Consider the following 18,631-nt stretch of genomic DNA (forward strand, 5'->3'; position numbering starts at 1 on the left):
GGTGATGGCTGAGGTGATCCTTCTCAACGGTGGTTCCAGTTCGGGGAAATCCGGGATCGTTCGGTGTCTGCAGGCAGTCCTGCCGGATCCGTGGCTGGCCTTGGGGACCGACACACTGGTTGAGGCGATGCCCGCGTCGAATGCCGGGATCGAGTTCGCGCCGGACGGACAGGTGATTGTCGGGCCGGAGTTCCGAAGGCTGGAAGCGGCATGGATCGAGGGGATCGCCGCGATGGCCCGTGCGGGTGCCAGGGTCATCGTTGACGAGGTCTTCCTCGGCGGAGCGGACTCGCAGAAGCGATGGCAGAAGGCTTTGGGCGAACTGCGGGTGCTGTGGGTCGGCGTCCGATGCGACAGTGCGGTTGCCGCGGGCCGCGAGGTCGCACGAGGTGATCGGGTCATCGGCATGGCGGCGTCCCAGGCGGAGATGGTCCACCGGGGCATGGTTTATGACCTGGAGGTGGACACCACGCGTACCGAGTCGTTGGAGTGCGCACGGACCATCGCCGCACAGGTCAGCTGATCGGCGGGCTGGGAAACCTCAGCCGAGCGTTCTCGCCGAATCCGGTTGCGACGACTCCGCGAATGCTCCAAGGGCGGGGCTGGGCGACAGAGAAAATCGCCGGACAGCGGCATCAACTTGCTGCGCCGCCAGAACACGGCCTTGAGGCACGAGCGCGATCGGCACCGTGGGGCACGGCAGCATCGGCCGAACAGACCGCCCGGCAAGCAAAACCGCCGAACAGGCCACCGCTAAAGCAGCAGCACCTCAACCTCATCCCCCTCCGAAGCCGCCGCGACCTCCTCCGGCAACACGATCAAACAATTGGCCTGCGTAAACGCCGCCAGCAAATGCGACCCCGGCCCGCCCCGCGGCCCGACAACCCCAGTCACCTCACCAAGAACCGGCGTATAAAACCCCCGCCGGAACTGCCGTCGCCCAACTGGGGACGTCATGTCCTCAGTCAACCGCGCCCGCACCCGACGCCGATCGACGTCCGAATGGCCCATCGCCGAAAGCACCGCCGGTCGCAAAAATGCCTCGAACGACACCAGCACACTCACCGGATTCCCCGGCAAAGTCACCACCGGCACGCCATTCCATCGACCGCACCCCTGCGGCCCGCCCGGCTGCATCGCGATCTTCTGGAATTCCACGCCCTGTCCGGTCAGCGCGTCCTTCACCACTTCATACGCCCCGGCCGACACCCCGCCAGACGTGAGCAGCAGATCCACCGACTCCAGCCGCGGCTCGATGATCTTGCGGAATTCCTCCACGTCGTCGACCACGCTGCGCACGACCTCGACCCGACAACCAAGACCCTGCAAAGCCGCCGCCAGCATCACGCTGTTCGATTCGTAGATTTGCCCGTGCTGCAACGGGTTCGGGGCTTCCACCAGTTCCGTGCCGGTCGACACCACCAGCACCGACAGCGGCCGGAACACCTCGAGCTCCGCCAAACCGACCGCGGCGGCGAGGCCCAGGTGCGCATGGCTCAGCACGGTGCCCGCGTGCAGCGCGACGGTCCCCTTCGTGACGTCCTCGCCGATCCGGCGGATGTGGTTGCCGGCAGTGGCCGCGCGGGAGATCTGGACGTCCGTGGTGCCGCGGTCGGTGTCCTCGACCATCACGATCGCGTCCGCGCCCGGCGGCAGCGGCGCGCCGGTCATGATCCGCTGAGCGGTACCCGATTCGAGCGGCTTGACGTCGACCCGGCCGGCCGGGATGTCGTCGGCTACCGGCAGCGTCACCGGGACCTCGGCGACGTCCGCCGCGCGCACGGCGTACCCGTCCATCGCGGAGTTGTCGAAGGGCGGCAGGGCCACGTCAGCGAGCACGTCGCGGGCCAGGACGAGCCCGGCGGCTTCGGCCACCGGAACAGTGCGGACAGGCGCGCGGCCGAGCAGTTCGGTCACGGTCTCGCGGTAGGCGTCGACGGAGATCACGCGGACCATCCTCCCTCTTGCTGCCCGTCGTGCAACACTCTCCCGGCACAAGCCGGGGAGTACGGGGAGAGTTCTGATGCAGTTTCGGGTCCGCAACCAGCCCGGGCGCGCCGCGCTCGCGAACCCCCGCTGACATGCGCGTCCACACCAGGCACACGCCGGGGTTCGGCGTCGCCCGCGTGCTGCTCGCCCCCGGCGAAGCCGTGCAGGCCGCCTCGGAATCGTTGCTGGCCAGCAGCTTCAACGTGGCCGAGACGAACCAGAACCGCGGCCGCAAGGGCGGACCTTCGGTGTTCACCGCGCCGCAGGAAGGCGGCTGGGTCGATCTGGCCCCGCTCGGGCCCGGCGACGTCTATCCGCTCGAATTGACCGGTTCCACCGGCTGGTCGGTGCACCGCGAAGGCGTGCTCGCCCGGCCGGGCACGGTCCGCGTCGACCAGAACTGGGCCCCGCTGCAGCAGTTGTTCGGCGCCGATTCCGGGTTCCTCGAGCATTACAGCGGCCGCGGCCCGCTCCTGCTCACCGCGCCCGGCCCGGTGGACTCGTTCGACCTCGGCCGCGGCGAGATCGTGACCGTGCGCCCGGACTATCTCCTCGCCTATCCCGACACCGTGCAATGCCGGTTGCGCGCGCTTGATCCGAGCGGTCCGCAGTCGCTGCGAACCGGTGAGGGACTCGTCCTCGATTTCGCCGGACCGGGAACCGTGCTCGTCCAATCGCGCAACCGGAGAGTGTCGCAGGCGTAAGGGGAATCTGCCGATTACCCCATTGCCGGGAGCGCTGATTCCGGTAGCGTGAACTCCACTTCGCACGCTGATGGACAGCGGATTCTTGTCCCGAGGGAGGGCGCCGTGGCAGTCGGCACCGTCAAGTGGTTCAACTCGGAAAAGGGCTACGGGTTCATCGAATCCCCCGAGGGTCCGGACGTCTTCGTCCACTATTCGGCCATCCAGGCCGACGGATTCCGCACTCTCGACGAGGGCGATCGGGTGGAGTTCGAGGTCCAGTCCGGCCGCGACGGCCGAAGCCAGGCCGCGGACGTCCGCAAGGTCTAGCGAGGCAGGTCCGCTGACCGGTTGGGCGAACCGGCAGTGGCAGCGGATACCGGCGCGTTAAGCTGCGCTGCGTGACAGGCGACGTGTCGGGGGACCTCACCGGTCGCCAGCTGGGCCACTACCGCATCGACTCGGTGCTCGGCAAGGGCGGCATGAGCGTGACCTACCAGGCCACGGACACGCGGCTCGGCCGCAAGGTGGCACTGAAGGTCATCGGCGACCACCTTGGCGCGGACGCCGAGTTCCGCGAACGGTTCGTCGACGAGGCACGCAACACCTCCGCGATCGACCACGCCAACGTCGTCCCGCTGTACGACTTCGGCGAACTCGACGGCATGCTCTACATCGCCATGCGGATGGTCGACGGCGGCGACCTCGCCGGCCTCATGTCCGCGGGCCCGATCAGCCCGTCGCGCGCGCTCAGCCTGCTCGACCAGGTCGCCGACGCCCTCGACACCCTGCACAACCACGGCCTCGTGCACCTCGACGTCAAACCGGCCAACGTCCTCGTCACCAGCCGCGAGACCTCGCGCGAGCACGTCTACGTCGCCGACTTCGGCCTCACCCGCCGCGGCGCCACCGGCCACCGCACCCGCGGCGGCGACTTCCTCGGCTCGCCCACCTACGCCGCCCCGGAACACCTGCGCGGCGAACCGCTCGACGGCCGCACCGACCAGTACGCCCTCACCTGCGTGCTGTTCGCCTGCCTGACCGGCAACCCGCCGTTCCGCGGCGACGTCCCCGCCGTCATCAAGGGCCACCTCGGCGGCGAGCCGCCGTCGGTGGCGAGCGTGGTCGCGCTCCCGGCCGCCGTGGACGAGGTCATCCGCAAGGGCATGGCGAAAAGCCCGAACGACCGCTACCCCAACTGCGTCGCGATGATCGCCGCGGCCAGGGTGGCGCTCGGCCCGCTCGCGACCTCGGACACCCCGCCGGGCCCCGCCCGGCCGAACGGACTTCCGGAGGCGGGCATGCAGCAAGGACCTGGCGGTGCGGCCGGACCCGGTGTTCCCGGCGGTCCGGGCGGAGCTGGTGGTCCCGGTGCTGGTGGACCTGGCACCGGTGGACCGGCCGGTCCTGGCGGGCCAGTCGCGCAGCCGGGAGGCCCCGGGGCTGCGGGACAAGGTCCTGGCGCTCCCGGCGTCGGCGCACCGGGTGCGCCCGGCGGCCAGGCCGTTCCCGGCGCGTGGGCCCAGCCCGGCCAGCCCGGATACGCCGCCCAGGGCGGCTACGGCGGCCCCGCCGGTTACGGCAACCAGCCCCCGCCCGGTTATCCAGCACAGCCCGGCCAGCCCCAGCCGGGTCAGCCGCAGCCCGGACAACTCGGCCAGCCGCAGCCCGGTCAGCCCCAGCCAAGCCAGCCCCAGCCAGGCCAGCAGGGCTACCCCGGCCAAGCCCCGGCAGGTCCCCCGCCCGGCTACGGCTACCCGGGCCAGCCAGGTCAGCCAGGTCAGCAACCTCAGCAAGGCCCCCCGCCCGGCTACGGCGGCTACCCGAACCAGCCCGGCTACCCCGGCCAGCAGAACCACCCGACCCAGGCCTTCGGCGACCCGATGCGGCTGCGCCCGCCGTCCCCGGCGGGCGGCGCGGGCGCGTTCGAGAAGCAGTCCAAGAGCGGCGGCCTGAGGTGGCTGTGGATCGCGCTGGGCGTGCTCGTCGTGGCCGGACTGGTCGTCGGCGCGATCTTCCTCTTCGGCGGGGACGACAACGGCAACGGCGGCACCGCCCCGACGTCGTCGGCGCCCAACATCCCGGTCGGCCCGGGCGGCTCGAAGTCCGCCGGTCCGTCGTCGCTGCGCCCGCCGCCGTCGTCGATCCACATCCAGCCGAGCCACTGACGCGGCCGACCTGCTCTTCGAAGAGCACCGACGCTGACCTGCGCTCCTTGCACTCGACCCCGGAGAGTGCTAAACACGGCATTGGCACTCGACGCCGTCGAGTGCTAGGCGAGCGGTCACCGACCGCCTGCCTGAAGGTCGGGACGGTGAGGCTGACCCACCGGTCAGTCGTCCGTCGCGGGCACCGAGCCTGGCCGAGGACGTGTCCTGCTGCCGCCGCTGGAGACAGCGCGGCGGTGGCGCCCAATACCGGAGGACCACACCGCAATGGCCAAACTGATCGCGTTCGACGAGGACGCCCGCCGCGGTCTTGAGCGCGGCTTGAACACCCTCGCCGAAGCCGTCAAGGTGACCCTCGGCCCGCGGGGCCGGAACGTCGTGCTCGAAAAGAAGTGGGGCGCGCCGACGATCACCAACGACGGTGTCTCCATCGCCAAGGAGATCGAGCTCGAGGACCCGTGGGAGAAGATCGGGGCCGAGCTCGTCAAGGAAGTTGCCAAGAAGACTGACGACGTAGCGGGCGACGGCACCACCACCGCCACCGTGCTCGCCCAGGCGCTCGTGCGCGAGGGCCTGCGCAACGTCGCGGCCGGCGCCGACCCGATCTCGCTCAAGCGGGGCATCGAGGCGGCCGTCGAGGCCATCACCGAGCAGCTGCACAAGGCCGCCGTCCAGATCGAGACCAAGGAGCAGATCGCTGCTACCGCCTCGATCTCGGCCGCTGACCGCACCATCGGCGAGCTGATCGCCGAGGCGCTGGACAAGGTCGGCAAGGAAGGCGTCGTCACCGTCGAGGAGAGCAACACCTTCGGGCTCGAGCTGGAGCTCACCGAGGGCATGCGCTTCGACAAGGGCTACGTGTCCGGTTACTTCGTGACCGACCCGGAGCGCCAGGAAGCCGAGCTGGAGGACCCGTACGTCCTGCTCTTCGGTTCCAAGATCTCCAACGTCAAGGACGTCCTGCCGCTGCTGGAGAAGGTCATCCAGTCCGGCAAGCCGCTGCTGATCATCGCCGAGGACGTCGAGGGCGAAGCCCTGGCGACCCTGGTCGTCAACAAGATCCGCGGCACCTTCAAGTCCGTCGCCGTCAAGGCCCCGGGCTTCGGCGACCGCCGCAAGGCGATCCTGCAGGACATCGCGATCCTGACCGGCGGCCAGGTCATCTCCGAGGACGTCGGCCTCAAGCTGGAGAACGCGGACCTGTCGCTGCTGGGCCGCGCCCGCAAGGCCGTCATCACCCGTGACGAGACCACCATCGTCGAGGGTGCGGGCGACGCCGACCAGATCCAGGGTCGCGTCAACCAGATCCGCGCGGAGATCGAGAACTCCGACTCGGACTACGACCGCGAGAAGCTGCAGGAGCGGCTCGCGAAGCTGGCCGGCGGCGTGGCCGTCATCAAGGCCGGCGCCGCGACCGAGGTCGAGCTGAAGGAGCGCAAGCACCGCATCGAGGACGCGGTGCGCAACGCCAAGGCCGCTGTGGAAGAGGGCATCGTCGCCGGCGGCGGCGTGGCCCTGATCCAGGCTGCCGAGGCCGCTTTCGCGGGCCTGAAGCTGACCGGTGACGAGGCCACTGGCGCGAACATCGTCAAGGTCGCCGTCGAGGCTCCGCTCAAGCAGATCGCGATCAACGCCGGCCTCGAGGGCGGCGTCGTGGCGGAGAAGGTCAAGTCCCTCCCGCAGGGCCACGGCCTGAACGCCGCCACCGGCGAGTACGAGGACCTGCTCGCGGCCGGCGTGCCGGACCCGACGAAGGTCACCCGCTCCGCGCTGCAGAACGCCGCTTCCATCGCGGCGCTGTTCCTGACCACCGAGGCTGTCGTCGCGGACAAGCCGGAGAAGGCTGCTGCCGCTCCGGCCGACCCGACCGGCGGCATGGGTGGCATGGACTTCTGAGTTCGGCTGCTTTCCGGCGAAGCCCGGTTCACCCTCGCGGTGGGCCGGGCTTCGCTCGTTTCCGCACTAGCTCCCGGGGCACGCCGCCGGGCGATCAGTCTTCGGGCGTCAGCACGGCCGCGGCGGCGTAGACCGGGAGGATCACCCCGGCCGACAGCACGGCCCCGGCGACCGCGGCGATGCGCACCATCGAGGGGTCGACGTTGAGGTAGTTGGCCCATCCGCCGCACACGCCGGTGAGCATGCGGTCGGAGCGGCTGCGGAAGATCTTCTTGGCCGGTGCGGCCTGCACGTTGTCCGTCATGCCAGCAATACTCCGCGACCGGGGCCCGCCGCACATCCGGGATCGCCCCGGAGATAGTCCCGGGGCCGCGACCCTGAAGTCTCCCTTACCCGCTGATCCGGCGGACCCGCTCGAACCGGTCCAGCCACGCCGATTCCACCTCGGACGACGCCGCGAATCCGGCGTACGCGTCGGGTTCCGGGGCTTGGCGCAGCACCGGCAGGTAACCGTCCACAGGGGACAGTGTTTCGGTGCAGACATCCCCGCGCAGCAACGACATCGTGCCGAGTCCGCAGGCGAAGTCCAGCTCCAGCAACGCCCCGGCGAGCGCGAGCCCGGCGGCCAGCCCGACGCTTGTCTCGACTGCCGACGACACGACACACGGCAGCCCGCACGCCTCCGCGACCTCCAGTGCCCGGCGCACTCCGCCGAGCGGCGCGACCTTGAGCACGGCGATGTCGGCGGCCCCGGCGACGGCGACCTTCAGCGGATCTTCCGCGCGGCGGATCGACTCGTCGGCCGCGATCCGCACCGACACGCGACGCCGGACGGCGGCGAGGTCGTCGATCGTGGGGCAGGGCTGCTCGGCGTACTCCAGTCCACCGGCCGCGCGGTCCAGTTCGCCGAGCGCGTGCACGGCGGTGTCGACGTCCCACGCGGTGTTGGCGTCGACCCGGATCGCGCCGGACGGACCCAGGGCGTCGCGCACCGCTTCGATGCGCGCGCAGTCCTCGGCGAGCGTCGCGCGTTTGTCGGCGACCTTGACCTTCGCCGTGCGGCAACCGGAGGCGCGGACTAGTTCGAACGCGCGTTCCGGCGACACGATCGGGACTGTCGTGTTCACCTCAATACGGTCGCGGACCGGCGCGGGCCAGCCTTCTTCGCTCGCTTCGAGCGCGGCGGCGAGCCAGGGCACGCTCTCGGTGTCCGAATAGTCAGCGAACGGGCAGAACTCGCCCCAGCCGGCGGGACCGCGGAGCAACAGTCCTTCACGGACGGTGATGTCCCGGAACCGGGTGTGCAGCGGGAGCGCGTAAACCTGCATGACTGCCGATCATGCCATCGCCGCGGTGACGGGAACCGAGGTGCCGCGGGGGCCGTCTCAACGCCACAATGGAACGTGTGGACGGCCTCGACTTCCGGGTGCTCGGCCCGGCCGAGGTGCTGGCCGGGGACCAGGTGGTGCCGCTGGGCGGCAGCCGCCCGCTGATCGTGCTCGCCGGACTGCTGCTGCGGGCGAATCGGCTGGTGTCGGTCGACGTGCTCAGCCACTGGCTGTGGGGCGACGACCAGCGGCGGTCGAAGGGCGCGCTGCAGACGTATGTCCTGCGGCTGCGCCGGGCGCTCGGCGACGGCGCGGCGATCCGCACCGAACGCGGCGGCTACCTGTTGGAAGTCGACGAGAACGCGGTGGACCTCGGCAGGTTCCGGCAGTTCGCGGCGCGCGGCCGCAGTGCGGCGGAACGAGGCGAACATCGGCGCGCGGCGGGGTACTTCGAGGACGCGTTGGGACAGTGGCGGGGTACGGCGCTGCAGAACGTGGAGTCGGACGCGCTGCACCGGGACGAGGTCGGGCAGCTTGCGGAGGAACGCACGCGGGTGCGTGAGCTGTGGGCCGAGACGCTGGTGACCGTCGGCGAGTACGACACCGTCGTGCCTGAGCTGGAGCGTCTGACGCGCGAACATCCGCTGCGCGAACGGCCGCACGAGCAGCTGATGTACGCGCTGCTCCGCTCCGGACGGCAAGCCGAAGCTTTGGACGTCTACCGGCGGATCAGCGGCCTTCTCGCCGAGGAGCTGGGCCTGGATCCCGGTGCCGGACTGCAGCGCGCACACCGGCTAGTGCTGGGCGGCGACCAGGGCACAAGATTCCGGACTCCTCTGGAACCTCATGTGCCGCACCAGCTTCCGGCCGACCTCGGCGCGTTCGCCGGTCGGGCGGCTGATTTGAAAGCCCTGCGCGCGTTGCTTCCGGAAGCCCTGGACGACGGCACCTCCACGCCGATCGCCTCAGTGGAAGGCATGGGCGGACAAGGGAAAACAACCCTGTCTGTCCACTTCGCACATCAGATCGCGGACCGTTTCACCGGCGGCCAGGTATTCCTGGACCTGCGTGGCTACGGCCCAGGCGCACCGGTGCCGCCGATCGCCGCGCTGGAGACAATGCTCATCGCACTGGGCGTCCCCGCCGACCGGATCCCGTCCGGTTTGGACGAACGCGCGGCTACCTGGCGCACCTACACCACCGGCCGACGGCTGTTGGTAGTGCTGGACAACGCGAACAGCACCGAACAAGTGCGTTCACTGCTGCCTGGCCCCGGATGCCTGGTCGTAGTGACGAGCCGCTGGCAACTGCGCGGACTGGTCGCGACACACGGCGCCCGGCGGATCGCACTGTCCGAATTGGACAGCGAAGAGGCGGTAGAGCTTCTCGCGTCGGCCATCGGCGTCGAACGGGTGCACGAGGACCCGGCCGCGGCTGGTCGGTTCGTGCGGTATTGCGGCGGACTCCCGCTGGCGATCCGAATCCTCGCCGTCCGCGCGGCCCAGTTCCCCCGGCTGCCGCTGGACGAGTTCGTAGCAGCGTTGCCTTCGGACGCTGGCCGGTTGAGCACGTTCGACCTGGGCGACGGCGACGAAACGAACATCCGCACAGTTTTCTCTTACTCCTATCGGGTTCTGTGCCCAGCCGCAGCCCGGCTTCTGCGATTGCTGGCCCTGTCGGCTGGCCCAGATCTGTCACTGGGCATGGCAGTCGCACTCAGCGGACGGTCCGAAAAGGAGACTCGCGGCGCTCTCGACACCCTGGTCTCGACTCACCTGCTCATCCAGCCGAAACCGGGCCGGTACCAGTTCCACGACCTGATCCGCGCGTATGCGAACGAATTGTCGGAGCAGGAGGACGACGACGCCGAGCGCGCGGAAGCCAGCTCGCGGCTGCTCGACTGGTTCATCGCGTCGGCACGGAACGCGGGTTTGGCGATGCGCCCGAACCAGCTGCTGGACGAAATCGGCCCCGTTCTTGAGGACGGCGCACCGGAATTCTCGGACTTCCACCGTGCTTTGGCCTGGTTCAGCGAAGAACACGGGAATCTGATCTCGGTGATCCAGTGGTCGTTCCGGATCGGCCGATACGCGCAATGCTGGCGGCTGGCCTGGTCGCTGTTCACCTATTTCGCCGGACGCGCCCGGGTGGACGAATGGCGCTACGTCTTCGAGATCGGCCTGCGGGCAGCGCGAAATTCCGGCGAACGACCCGGCGAAGCGGCAATCCTCAATGGACTGGGCGTGATCGAAGGAGTCGCCCGGAACTACGGGCTGGCGCGCGAATATCTGGAGCAGGCACTGACCGTGCAGCTGGAGTTGGGCTCACTGCCGGGGGAGGCGCGGGCGCGCTACAACCTGGCGATGACCGCGCAGAGCATCGAAGATTTCCCGGAGGCCTACCGGCATGGCCTGCGTTCGCTGGAAATCACCCGGGAACTGGGTTTCACCTCGGTGGAGGCGAACGTTTTGCGCGCTTTGGGCGACCTGTGCGCGATGATGGGCGACTATCCGCAAGCGCTGTCGCTGGCGGACGAGGCACTGGCACTGGTCCCGCCGGACGACCTGCCGCAGGGCCGCTTCTCACTGGCCGCCCGCGCCCGCGCGCTGCTGGGCCTGGGTCGGCATGTGGAAGGAATCGAGTGCCTGTCGGAAGCGGTCGACATGTTCTTCGCGATGGACGAGGAATACGAGGCCGCGGACGTCCTGTCGGAACTGGGGACGGCGCACTTGCGCTACGGCCGAACCGCCGCCGCCCGAGACTGCTGGCTGCGCGCGGTGCGGTTGCTGACCCGGTTGGACCACCCGGACGCGGACCGGGTGCGGGCACAGTTGGCTGGGTTGGTGCGGGGGTAGTTCCGGCCTTGTCGCTGCGGTGGGGCGGCTGAATCATCCTGATGTGGTTCGAGTGGAGTCGGCCGGTTTGACGCGTCGGCACCGCGGCCGCTCGGGACTGCTGGTTGCGAGCAGTTTGCCCGGATCATCCCGGCGCACACAGAGTTCGAGCGCAACTGGCGGGCTCTGCGCGGGGAGTGGCTTCGGCTGCGTTGCCGTGGCACGGGCTGTCGGCTGCGCGGACCGGGCGAGGGCGCAGCTATCTGGAGCGGCAAGGCGTTAGCTTGGCTGCATTGCCGTGGCGCGGGGTTGTGGCTGCACGGTCCGGATCGAGCGCGGCCAGTGTTCGCTGGCGTGGTGCGGGTTAGTTCCGGCCGTGCCGATGCGGCGCGGGACTGGTTGAACCATCCCAACGCGTGGCCGCGGCTGGCCGACTTGGTGCGGGGATGGCTTCGGCCGTTCGGCGGAACGGTTCCCCCGTTGGGCACCGGAGGGCAGCCGGGCGCGGTGGTCCGCGTGCCGACCCCCAGCGGCAGCACGAAGACCACCGGCGGCCCGTATCACCACCCAACCGAAGTGCGCTCACTGTCCGCTCACTGTGCCTGGTCGGTTTCGGTGGGGAGGTCGAGCAGGCGGGTCAGCGTGACGGCGTTGTGCGGGGCGGCGACTTTGCTGTCATTGTCGAAGTAGACGTGCACGTCCCGGCAGCCGCCGTCGTGCCATTCGGTGATCTTGGCGGCCCAGGCGCGCAGGGCTGAATCGGAGTAACTGCTGGTGTAGAGGTCTTCCGAGCCGTGCAACCGGACGTAACTGAAGTCAGTGGTCTGGTCCTCCCGGTACGGCCACGGCGCGGCGGCGTCGGCGGTCACCAGCGCGACTCGGTGTTTTTTGAGCAGGTCCATCGCTTCAGTTGTGGTGAAGCTCGGGTGGCGCACTTCGAGCGCGTGCCGGACTGGTCGATCGGGTCCTGGTTCCAGGAAGGCGTCGGACTTGAGCTTGTCGTCGTGCTTCGCTCCGAGCGCGGCGGCTTCGCTGGTGGTGCGCGGGAGCTGGCCGAGAAACGTGGAGACTCGGTCGGGGTCGAAGGCCAGTCGTGGCGGGAGTTGCCAGAGGAACGGGCCCAGTTTGTCGGCGAGCGCGAGGACGCCGGAGGCGTAGAAGTTGGCGAGCGCGGTTTCGACGTCGCGCAACTGCTTGAGATGGGTGATGAACCGACCGCCCTTGACCGCGAACAGGAACTCGGCCGGGGTTTCGGCGTGCCAGGCGCGGTATCGCTCGGGGCATTGCAGTGAGTAGAAGGACCCGTTGATCTCGACAGCGTTCGTCCGGCGGGAGAGGTACTCGAGTTCGCGTCGCTGCGGAAGGCCGGAGGGATAAAACGCGCCGCGCCACGGCGGGTATCGCCAGCCGGACGTGCCCACTCGGATCTGGCCGATCTCGCTCACCGCCTTTCGCCGCCGAGGATTCCCGTGCGGACGGTTGCGGTAAACCCTTCCGCGCGGCCGTTTTCCGGACAGGTGGGCTAAGAATTGGGACATGCGTCCTGAGCGAAGGGACGTGGGTCTCATGGGGTTGACTCCGTTGCCTGGCCGTCGGGACGGGACGCGGAGGGGACGTCGAAGGCGCATGGGCGGATGGGCGGATGGTGGCCATTACCGCGGCAGGGAAGGGAGAACGCGGGGAGGGCTCTGGTCGATGAGGCGAAGTCCGAGGGGCGACACGGAAATACGACGCGACGGGGCGGCGGAAGCGCGGTGCGGGGCGAGGATGCTGGCGCTGGCGCTGGCGCTGGGGCAGGGCGGAGCGGCGGGGCGGGGCCGCAGGGCGGAGCTGCGGGGTGGAGCGGCAGGGCGGAGCGGCATTGTGGGGCGGCAGGAGCGCGACGGGCATCGCTTCCCCCGTCGGCGAGCCAAGTCCTGCCTGCGCCGTGGTTCTTCGAACCTGCCGACTGTGCTGACGCAAGTGCCAGCCGCCCAGCCCCGGCGCGGCCCGGTGGAAGCCGCCCCGCCCGGCAAAACCATCCCATCCGGCACCCTCGGCACGGCCTGGCGGAAGCCGCCTGGCCCGGCTGGCCGCCCCGCTCGGCTGGCCGCCTCACCCGGCAAGCCATCCCGTCCGGCGCCCCGGCACGGCCCGGCGGAAACCGCCTGGCCACCCCGCTCGGCAGGCCGCCCCCACCCGGCAAGCCATCCCGTCCGGCACCCTCGGCACGGCCTGGCGGAAACTGCCTGGCCCGGCTGGCCGCCCCGCTCGGCAGGCCGCCCCCACCCGGCAAGCCATCCCGTCCGGCACCCCCGGCACGGCCTGGCGGAAACTGCCTGGCCCGGCTGGCCGCCCCGCTCGGCAAACCATCCCCGCCCGGCACCCCCGGCACCCCGGTCCCTCACTCCCTCAAGCCCACGAGAACCTCCACCTGCGGCTCTGCACCAACGAAGTCGCGTACTCCCGCAGGTTTCCCGGCTGGGCGAGGTACGTCGGGAGGCTGAAGGCCCGGTGCTCGGCGGCCACCGTCAGCGCCCGGGCGTGGGTGCGGGGCGGGGCGGACACTGACAGCTCCAGCGTGTCGAAGCCGAGCGTCACCAAGGTCGCGCCGAAGCGGTCTTCCCAGCTGCGGAGGACTGCCGACAGTTCCGCGACCTGATCCGTCGACTTGATCATTCCCGTCCAGCCGATGAGAGCGGGAACGTCGGCTGGACGGTCGGCTTGCACCAGGCCCAGCCGGTGGGGTGTGCGGGCGGCCAGGATCGAGCCGGTGTTGCCTGCTTCGGCCAGTGGGTCTGAGCGGCGGTGCGAGCGTTTCGCCAACCCGGGGAAGCGGGTGCCGAACGGGCGCAGGCAGGCTCCGTCGCAGCAGGAACCGTCCCACCAGCGGGCCAGGACTTCGGCTGGGTCGGCGTTGCCGACGCGGTGGCCGGCGGGAGCGAGGCGGCCGCGGTCGTCCAGCCAGTCTTCGCCGCGGGCGGTGAAGCGCTGGTCGGGCGGGATCAGCACGGGCCACAGCCCGGAGCGCTCGAACTCGGCGACACAGCTCAGGTACCGCTGCGGCCGCGTGAGCGGCTCCTCCGACACCCAGATACGCCCGTGCCAGCGCCCTGGCGGCAAGGTCTGGACCGGCGGTGCCCCGACGCCGGGGCGGAACGGTGCGATCGTCATGAGCTTCCCCTCGAACTGGTGTTCGGTGCCTGCATATCGAACAGTAGTTCGAACCACCGACAATTTCCAGGGCGCCACTCGCTCATCCGTTCGAGTGAACCTGAAGAAACCCCAGGTCGAGGGGAAGAAAGAGTCAGCGCCGGGAGACGCGGCGCACCCGGACCGTCACGAACAGGGCGATGGCGATCGCCACTGCGGCCAGTACGACGTACTGGAACACCGACGCGTACCGGTCCACCAGCGACCAGCTCTCGCCGAGCAGGTAGCCGGCCAGGACGAACGCTGTGTTCCAGAGCAGGCTGCCCGCCGTCGTGAGCAGCAGGAATCGGCCGAACGGCATGCGTTCGACGCCTGCTGGCAGGGAGATCAGGCTGCGGAAGATCGGCACCATCCGGCCTAGGAACACCGCCTTGCCGCCGTGCCGGGTGAACCACGTTTCGGTCCGGTCGAAGTCGGCGGCGTTCATCAGGGGCAGGCGGCTGAGCAGGGCGCGGCATCGGTCGCGGCCGAGGAGGGCGCCTAGCCAGTAGACGAGCACTGCTCCGGCCAGCGAGCCCAGTGTTGTCCAGAAGAGGGCTCCGGCCAGGCTGAAGGTGCCGCGGCTCGCGGAGAAACCGGCCAGCGGGAGGACGAGTTCGCTCGGGATCGGCGGGAACAGGTTGTCCAGGCCGACGACGATCGCGGCGCCGATCCCGCCGAGGGAGTCCATGAGGCCGACGGCCCAGCCCGCGAGTCCGGTGAGGGGTTCGGCGGGGGCGGCTAGCAAGAGGTTCACGGGAGTCCTTTCACTTCGAATGCGACGTTGTCGAAGGTAGAAAGGCAAGGGGCGCACCACATTGCTGTCGGCCACCGGGAGAAATGCGGAAAACCGCAGCAGGGCTGGTGGGGTGGAGGCAGCGGCATCGACGCATTGCGCTCGCCCGGAGAACGCGGGAAGCCGCAGTACGCGGCGGGCCGGTTGGCCTGGCGGATGTGGCTGGATCACCGGTGTCGCGTCGTGCGGGCTCGCGGAGACGAAGGACCAAGGCATCGACGCATCGCTCCTGCCGACCGGGAGAAGTGCGGAAAACCGCAGTACTCCGCCCCCAACAGGCTGGCTAGCCTGATCAACGTGAACAGACCGCGAGTGCTGCGCCGAACGGCGGGCGTCGGCCTAGGTGCCCTGACGGCGCTCATCGAGGTGCCGTACGTGGTCCTCTCCGCACCGCTCCTCGCCATCCCAAAAGCACGGCCGAAGGTGCTCCGCGGCGGACGAAGGCTCGCCGAGATCGAACGCGCTCGCCTGCAGCGATTCTTCGACGCCAGCAACGGCGACGACTACGACGGTCGCCGTGCCCTGCAGTACCTCGTTCCGCGCAGTCTCACCGGGCTTCTCGCGCTGGGCGTGTGGGTGTGCATCGGCGCGGGCGCAGCGGCTGGCGCGATCTACTTCGCCCAACTGGTCACCGGGAGGGCACCTGGCGGAACCCCGGACGGGACTCTCCTGGACTGGCTCCCGGTCCTGGCCCTCGGCGCGATCGCGGTATTCCTTTGTGGACAGGGTCTGATCGGCGTAGCCGCACTCGATCGGCGGCTGGCGAGGCGGTTCTTCGGACCCAGCGGCCAGGAACTGTTGCGGCGCAGGGTGTCCGAGCTGGCGACGACCCGGAGCGAAGTGGTCGAGGCGGTCAACGGCGAGCGTCGTCGCATCGAGCGGGATTTGCACGACGGGGTGCAGCAAAGGCTGGTCGCGCTCGGAGTGCTGCTCGGCCGCGCGCGTCGGGCGGGCGACGCGGAGAGGGCGGCTGAGCTGGTCCGGCAGGCGCACGAAGAATCGCAGGAAGCGTTGCGCGAGCTGCGAGAGGTGAGCTGGCGCGTGTACCCGATCGCGCTCGACGAAAGCGGTCTTGAGGCCGCGCTGGAGTCATTGGCCGAGCGCGCCACGATCCCGGTCGACCTTCGTTACGCGCTCGACGAGCCCTCGCCGGAAGTGGCGACGGTGGTCTACTTCGTGGCTTCCGAATCGGTCACCAACGCGGCCAAGCATGCCAGCGCGAACAAGGTCACTATCGATGTCCGCGGTGAAGAAACCAAGATCGTCGCTGAGATCACTGACGACGGTTGCGGCGGCGCGACCATGAGCGAGAGCGGCGGATTGTCCGGGCTGACAAGGCGAGTGGCGGCAATGGACGGCGATTTTTCCTTGCAGAGTCCGGTAAACGGGCCGACAACGGTGCGGGTGACGTTGCCGTGCGAGTGATCCTGGCCGAGGACGCTGCCTTGCTCAGAGAAGGCCTCGTAAGGCTGCTGGCGGAGGAAGGGCACGAGGTAGTCGCCGCGGTGGGTGACGGCGAGAAGCTCCTCGAAGCGACCGCCGAACACCAGCCTGACGTGGTCGTCACGGACGTCCGCATGCCGCCGACCCACACCGACGAGGGGCTGCGCGCCGCCCTCGAAATCCGCGAACGCTGGCCGGATACCGGGGTGCTCGTGCTGTCCCAGTACGTCGAGAAACGCTACGCGGCCAAGCTCATCGGCGGCGACGGCGGCCGAGTCGGCTACCTGCTCAAAGACCGCGTAGCGCAGGTCGGCGACTTCCTCGACGCACTGGACCGGGTCGGCGCCGGTGGCGCGGCATTCGACCCGGAGGTGGTGCGCAGGCTGGTCGCCCGCACCTCGCACGAGGACGCGCTCGCCCGGCTGACCCCGCGCGAGCGCGACGTGCTGGAGAAAATGGCGCAGGGCCACACGAACGCGAGCATCGCGACGCTGCTGTACGTCTCGCAGAGCGCCGTGGAGAAGCACGTGAACGCGATCTTCGACAAGCTCGACCTGCCGCAAGCGAAGGGGTACAGCCGCCGCGTGCTGGCCGTTCTCCGTTACCTCGGTTCGTAACTCACAGCGGTCGGCGCAGGTCCTCCGCGTCGACGATGTGGTACGCGTACCCCTGCTCGGCGAGGAACCGCTGCCGGTGCGCCGCGTACTCCGTGTCCACTGTGTCCCGCGAGACGATCGAATAGAAGTGCGCCTGCCGTCCGTCGCCCTTGGGACGCAACAGCCGGCCAAGGCGTTGTGCTTCCTCCTGCCGCGAGCCGAACGTGCCCGACACCTGGATCGCCACCGACGCTTCCGGCAGGTCGATCGAGAAGTTCGCCACCTTCGACACCACCAGCGTGCGCAGTTCGCCGCGGCGGAACTTGTCGAAGAGTTCCTCCCGCTCCTTGTTCCGCGTCGCGCCCTGGATGACCGGGGCTTCCAGTTCCGCGCCCAGCATCTCCAGCTGGTCGAGGTACGCGCCGATCACCAGGGTCGGCTCGCCCGCGTGTTTGTCCACAATGGACCGGATCACCGGGATCTTCGTCATCGCCGTCGCGGCGAGCTTGTACCGCTCGTCGGAGTCCGCGGTGGCGTACTGCAGGCGCTCGGACTCGGTCAGCGTCACCCGCACCTCGGTGCATTCCGCGGGCGCGATCCAGCCCTGTGCCTCGATGTCGCGCCACGGCACGTCGTACCGCTTCGGGCCGATCAGCGAGAACACGTCGCCCTCGCGGCCGTCCTCGCGCACCAGCGTGGCGGTCAGCCCGAGCCGTCGCCGCGACTGCAGGTCCGCCGTCATCCGGAACACCGGCGCCGGCAGCAGGTGCACCTCGTCGTAGACGACCAGGCCCCAGTCGCGCGAATCGAACAGGTCGAGGTGCCGGTACTCGCCCTTCGTCTTGCGCGTGACCACCTGGTACGTCGCGATGGTGACCGGCCGGATCTCCTTCTTCTCCCCGGAGTACTCGCCGATCTCGTCCTCGGTGAGCGACGTGCGCGCGACCAGTTCGCGCTTCCACTGCCGCCCGGCGACGGTGTTGGTGACCAGGATCAGCGTGGTCGCCTTGGCGTGCGCCATCGCGGCCGCGCCGACCAGCGTCTTGCCCGCGCCGCACGGCAGCACGACGACGCCGGAACCGCCCGCCCAGAACGCTTCCGCCGCCTGCCGCTGGTAGTCGCGCAGGTGCCAGTCGTCCTCGGCGAGGTCGATCGGGTGCGCTTCGCCGTCCACGTACCCGGCGAGGTCCTCGGCGGGCCAGCCGACCTTCAGCAGCGCCTGCTTGAGCCGCCCGCGTTCGGACGGGTGCACGACCACCGTGTCGTCGTCGATCCGCGAGCCCAGCATCGGGCTGATCTTCTTGTTGCGCGAGACCTCTTCCAGCACCGCGCGGTCGGTCGTGGTCATGACCAGGCCGTGCGCGGGGTCGTTGGCGATCTGCAGCCGCCCGAACCGGCCCATCACGTCCACGACGTCGATCAGCAGCGGCTGCGGCACCGGGAAGCGCGAATACGTGGTGAGCGCGTCCACCACCTGTTCCGCGTCGTGCCCGGCGGCGCGCGCGTTCCACAACGCGAGCGGCGTGATCCGGTAGGTGTGCACGTGCTCGGGCGCTCGTTCCAGTTCGGCGAACGGCGCGATGGCGATCCGCGCGTCGCCGGCACGCGGATTGTCGACCTCGAGCAGCACCGTTTTGTCGGACTGGACGATCAGGGGGCCATCAGTCACCTCTCCTTTATACGTTCCCTCTCAGACCGCGGCCCGGGGATGCCAAGATGACAGGACG

At 69.6% G+C, this 18,631-nt stretch carries 15 protein-coding genes; 8 read left to right on the forward strand and 7 right to left on the reverse strand.

The genetic code is table 11. The features are described 5' to 3' along the window. Nucleotides 1-4: 4 nt before the first annotated feature. Nucleotides 5-523: a chloramphenicol phosphotransferase CPT gene (gene cpt, locus ABZX37_RS15860; RefSeq protein WP_354740005.1), complete on the forward strand. Its 519-nt coding sequence runs from the start codon at nucleotides 5-7 to the stop codon at nucleotides 521-523. 230 nt (nucleotides 524-753) lie between these two features. On the opposite strand, the gene glp is transcribed toward cpt, so the two are convergent. Further along, nucleotides 754-1,947, reverse strand: coding sequence for a gephyrin-like molybdotransferase Glp (gene glp, locus ABZX37_RS15865; RefSeq protein WP_354740007.1), 1,194 nt, complete (start codon nucleotides 1,945-1,947; stop codon nucleotides 754-756). Nucleotides 1,948-2,081: 134 nt separating this feature from the next. On the opposite strand from glp, the gene ABZX37_RS15870 reads away from it, so the two are divergent. The 4 genes from ABZX37_RS15870 (at nucleotide 2,082) to groL (ending at nucleotide 6,736) form a co-directional block, all read left to right on the forward strand. After that, nucleotides 2,082-2,693, forward strand: a complete 612-nt coding sequence (locus ABZX37_RS15870; RefSeq protein WP_354740009.1) for an AIM24 family protein — start codon at nucleotides 2,082-2,084, stop codon at nucleotides 2,691-2,693. A gap of 105 nt (nucleotides 2,694-2,798) precedes the next feature. Further along, nucleotides 2,799-3,002 (forward strand): cold-shock protein, encoded by a 204-nt coding sequence (locus tag ABZX37_RS15875; RefSeq protein ID WP_009083993.1) that lies wholly within the window; start codon nucleotides 2,799-2,801, stop codon nucleotides 3,000-3,002. Nucleotides 3,003-3,073: 71 nt separating this feature from the next. Beyond that, nucleotides 3,074-4,840 carry a serine/threonine-protein kinase gene (locus ABZX37_RS15880; protein ID WP_354740011.1) on the forward strand — a complete coding sequence of 589 codons (1,767 nt, stop codon included), beginning with the start codon at nucleotides 3,074-3,076 and terminating at the stop codon, nucleotides 4,838-4,840. A gap of 267 nt (nucleotides 4,841-5,107) precedes the next feature. After that, nucleotides 5,108-6,736 (forward strand): chaperonin GroEL, encoded by a 1,629-nt coding sequence (groL, locus tag ABZX37_RS15885; protein WP_354740013.1) that lies wholly within the window; start codon nucleotides 5,108-5,110, stop codon nucleotides 6,734-6,736. A 94-nt stretch (nucleotides 6,737-6,830) separates the two neighbouring features. Here groL and ABZX37_RS15890 read toward each other — a convergent pair whose 3' ends face one another. Both ABZX37_RS15890 and ABZX37_RS15895 read right to left on the reverse strand, forming a co-directional pair. Continuing rightward, nucleotides 6,831-7,040 (reverse strand): PspC domain-containing protein, encoded by a 210-nt coding sequence (locus ABZX37_RS15890; RefSeq protein ID WP_037807882.1) that lies wholly within the window; start codon nucleotides 7,038-7,040, stop codon nucleotides 6,831-6,833. A gap of 85 nt (nucleotides 7,041-7,125) precedes the next feature. Continuing rightward, the gene (locus ABZX37_RS15895; protein ID WP_354740015.1) at nucleotides 7,126-8,064 is read right to left on the reverse strand and encodes an o-succinylbenzoate synthase; all 939 of its coding nucleotides are present in this window, start codon (nucleotides 8,062-8,064) and stop codon (nucleotides 7,126-7,128) included. 68 nt (nucleotides 8,065-8,132) lie between these two features. On the opposite strand from ABZX37_RS15895, the gene ABZX37_RS15900 reads away from it, so the two are divergent. Continuing rightward, the gene (locus tag ABZX37_RS15900) at nucleotides 8,133-10,919 is read left to right on the forward strand and encodes a BTAD domain-containing putative transcriptional regulator (RefSeq protein ID WP_354740017.1); all 2,787 of its coding nucleotides are present in this window, start codon (nucleotides 8,133-8,135) and stop codon (nucleotides 10,917-10,919) included. A 572-nt stretch (nucleotides 10,920-11,491) separates the two neighbouring features. Here the strand turns inward: ABZX37_RS15900 and ABZX37_RS15905 are convergent. The 3 genes from ABZX37_RS15905 to ABZX37_RS15915 form a co-directional block, all read right to left on the reverse strand. Next, nucleotides 11,492-12,343 (reverse strand): DUF72 domain-containing protein, encoded by an 852-nt coding sequence (locus ABZX37_RS15905; protein ID WP_354740019.1) that lies wholly within the window; start codon nucleotides 12,341-12,343, stop codon nucleotides 11,492-11,494. 946 nt (nucleotides 12,344-13,289) lie between these two features. Then, a complete protein-coding gene (locus tag ABZX37_RS15910) occupies nucleotides 13,290-14,051 on the reverse strand; it encodes a DUF4253 domain-containing protein (protein ID WP_354740021.1) in 762 nt (253 codons plus the stop codon). Between the two features lie 133 nt (nucleotides 14,052-14,184). Next, on the reverse strand, nucleotides 14,185-14,826 hold the full coding sequence (locus tag ABZX37_RS15915; RefSeq protein ID WP_354740023.1) for a DedA family protein: 642 nt from the start codon (nucleotides 14,824-14,826) through the stop codon (nucleotides 14,185-14,187). A 336-nt stretch (nucleotides 14,827-15,162) separates the two neighbouring features. Here ABZX37_RS15915 and ABZX37_RS15920 point away from each other — a divergent pair, with 336 nt between their 5' ends. Beyond that, entirely contained in the window at nucleotides 15,163-16,290 is a 1,128-nt protein-coding gene (locus ABZX37_RS15920) for a histidine kinase (RefSeq protein ID WP_354740025.1), read from the forward strand. Continuing rightward, nucleotides 16,281-16,925 (forward strand): response regulator transcription factor, encoded by a 645-nt coding sequence (locus tag ABZX37_RS15925; RefSeq protein WP_354740027.1) that lies wholly within the window; start codon nucleotides 16,281-16,283, stop codon nucleotides 16,923-16,925. The genes ABZX37_RS15920 and ABZX37_RS15925 overlap by 10 nt, the downstream gene beginning before the upstream one ends. A gap of 1 nt (nucleotide 16,926) precedes the next feature. Here the strand turns inward: ABZX37_RS15925 and ABZX37_RS15930 are convergent, their stop codons facing one another. Then, nucleotides 16,927-18,573 (reverse strand): DNA repair helicase XPB, encoded by a 1,647-nt coding sequence (locus ABZX37_RS15930; RefSeq protein ID WP_354740029.1) that lies wholly within the window; start codon nucleotides 18,571-18,573, stop codon nucleotides 16,927-16,929. Nucleotides 18,574-18,631 lie beyond the last annotated feature (58 nt).

Source organism: Amycolatopsis sp. NPDC004079 (assembly GCF_040610415.1).
GTDB classification, from domain to species: domain Bacteria; phylum Actinomycetota; class Actinomycetes; order Mycobacteriales; family Pseudonocardiaceae; genus Amycolatopsis; species Amycolatopsis halotolerans.

Coding starts and splice junctions, on each gene's coding strand:
- groL (WP_354740013.1), top strand. CDS start 5,108: ATGGCCAAACTGATCGCGTTCGACGAGGACGCCCGCCGCGGTCTTGAG.
- ABZX37_RS15895 (WP_354740015.1), bottom strand. CDS start 8,064: ATGCAGGTTTACGCGCTCCCGCTGCACACCCGGTTCCGGGACATCACC.
- ABZX37_RS15900 (WP_354740017.1), top strand. CDS start 8,133: ATGGAACGTGTGGACGGCCTCGACTTCCGGGTGCTCGGCCCGGCCGAG.
- cpt (WP_354740005.1), top strand. CDS start 5: ATGGCTGAGGTGATCCTTCTCAACGGTGGTTCCAGTTCGGGGAAATCC.
- ABZX37_RS15910 (WP_354740021.1), bottom strand. CDS start 14,051: ATGACGATCGCACCGTTCCGCCCCGGCGTCGGGGCACCGCCGGTCCAG.
- ABZX37_RS15870 (WP_354740009.1), top strand. CDS start 2,082: ATGCGCGTCCACACCAGGCACACGCCGGGGTTCGGCGTCGCCCGCGTG.
- ABZX37_RS15890 (WP_037807882.1), bottom strand. CDS start 7,040: ATGACGGACAACGTGCAGGCCGCACCGGCCAAGAAGATCTTCCGCAGC.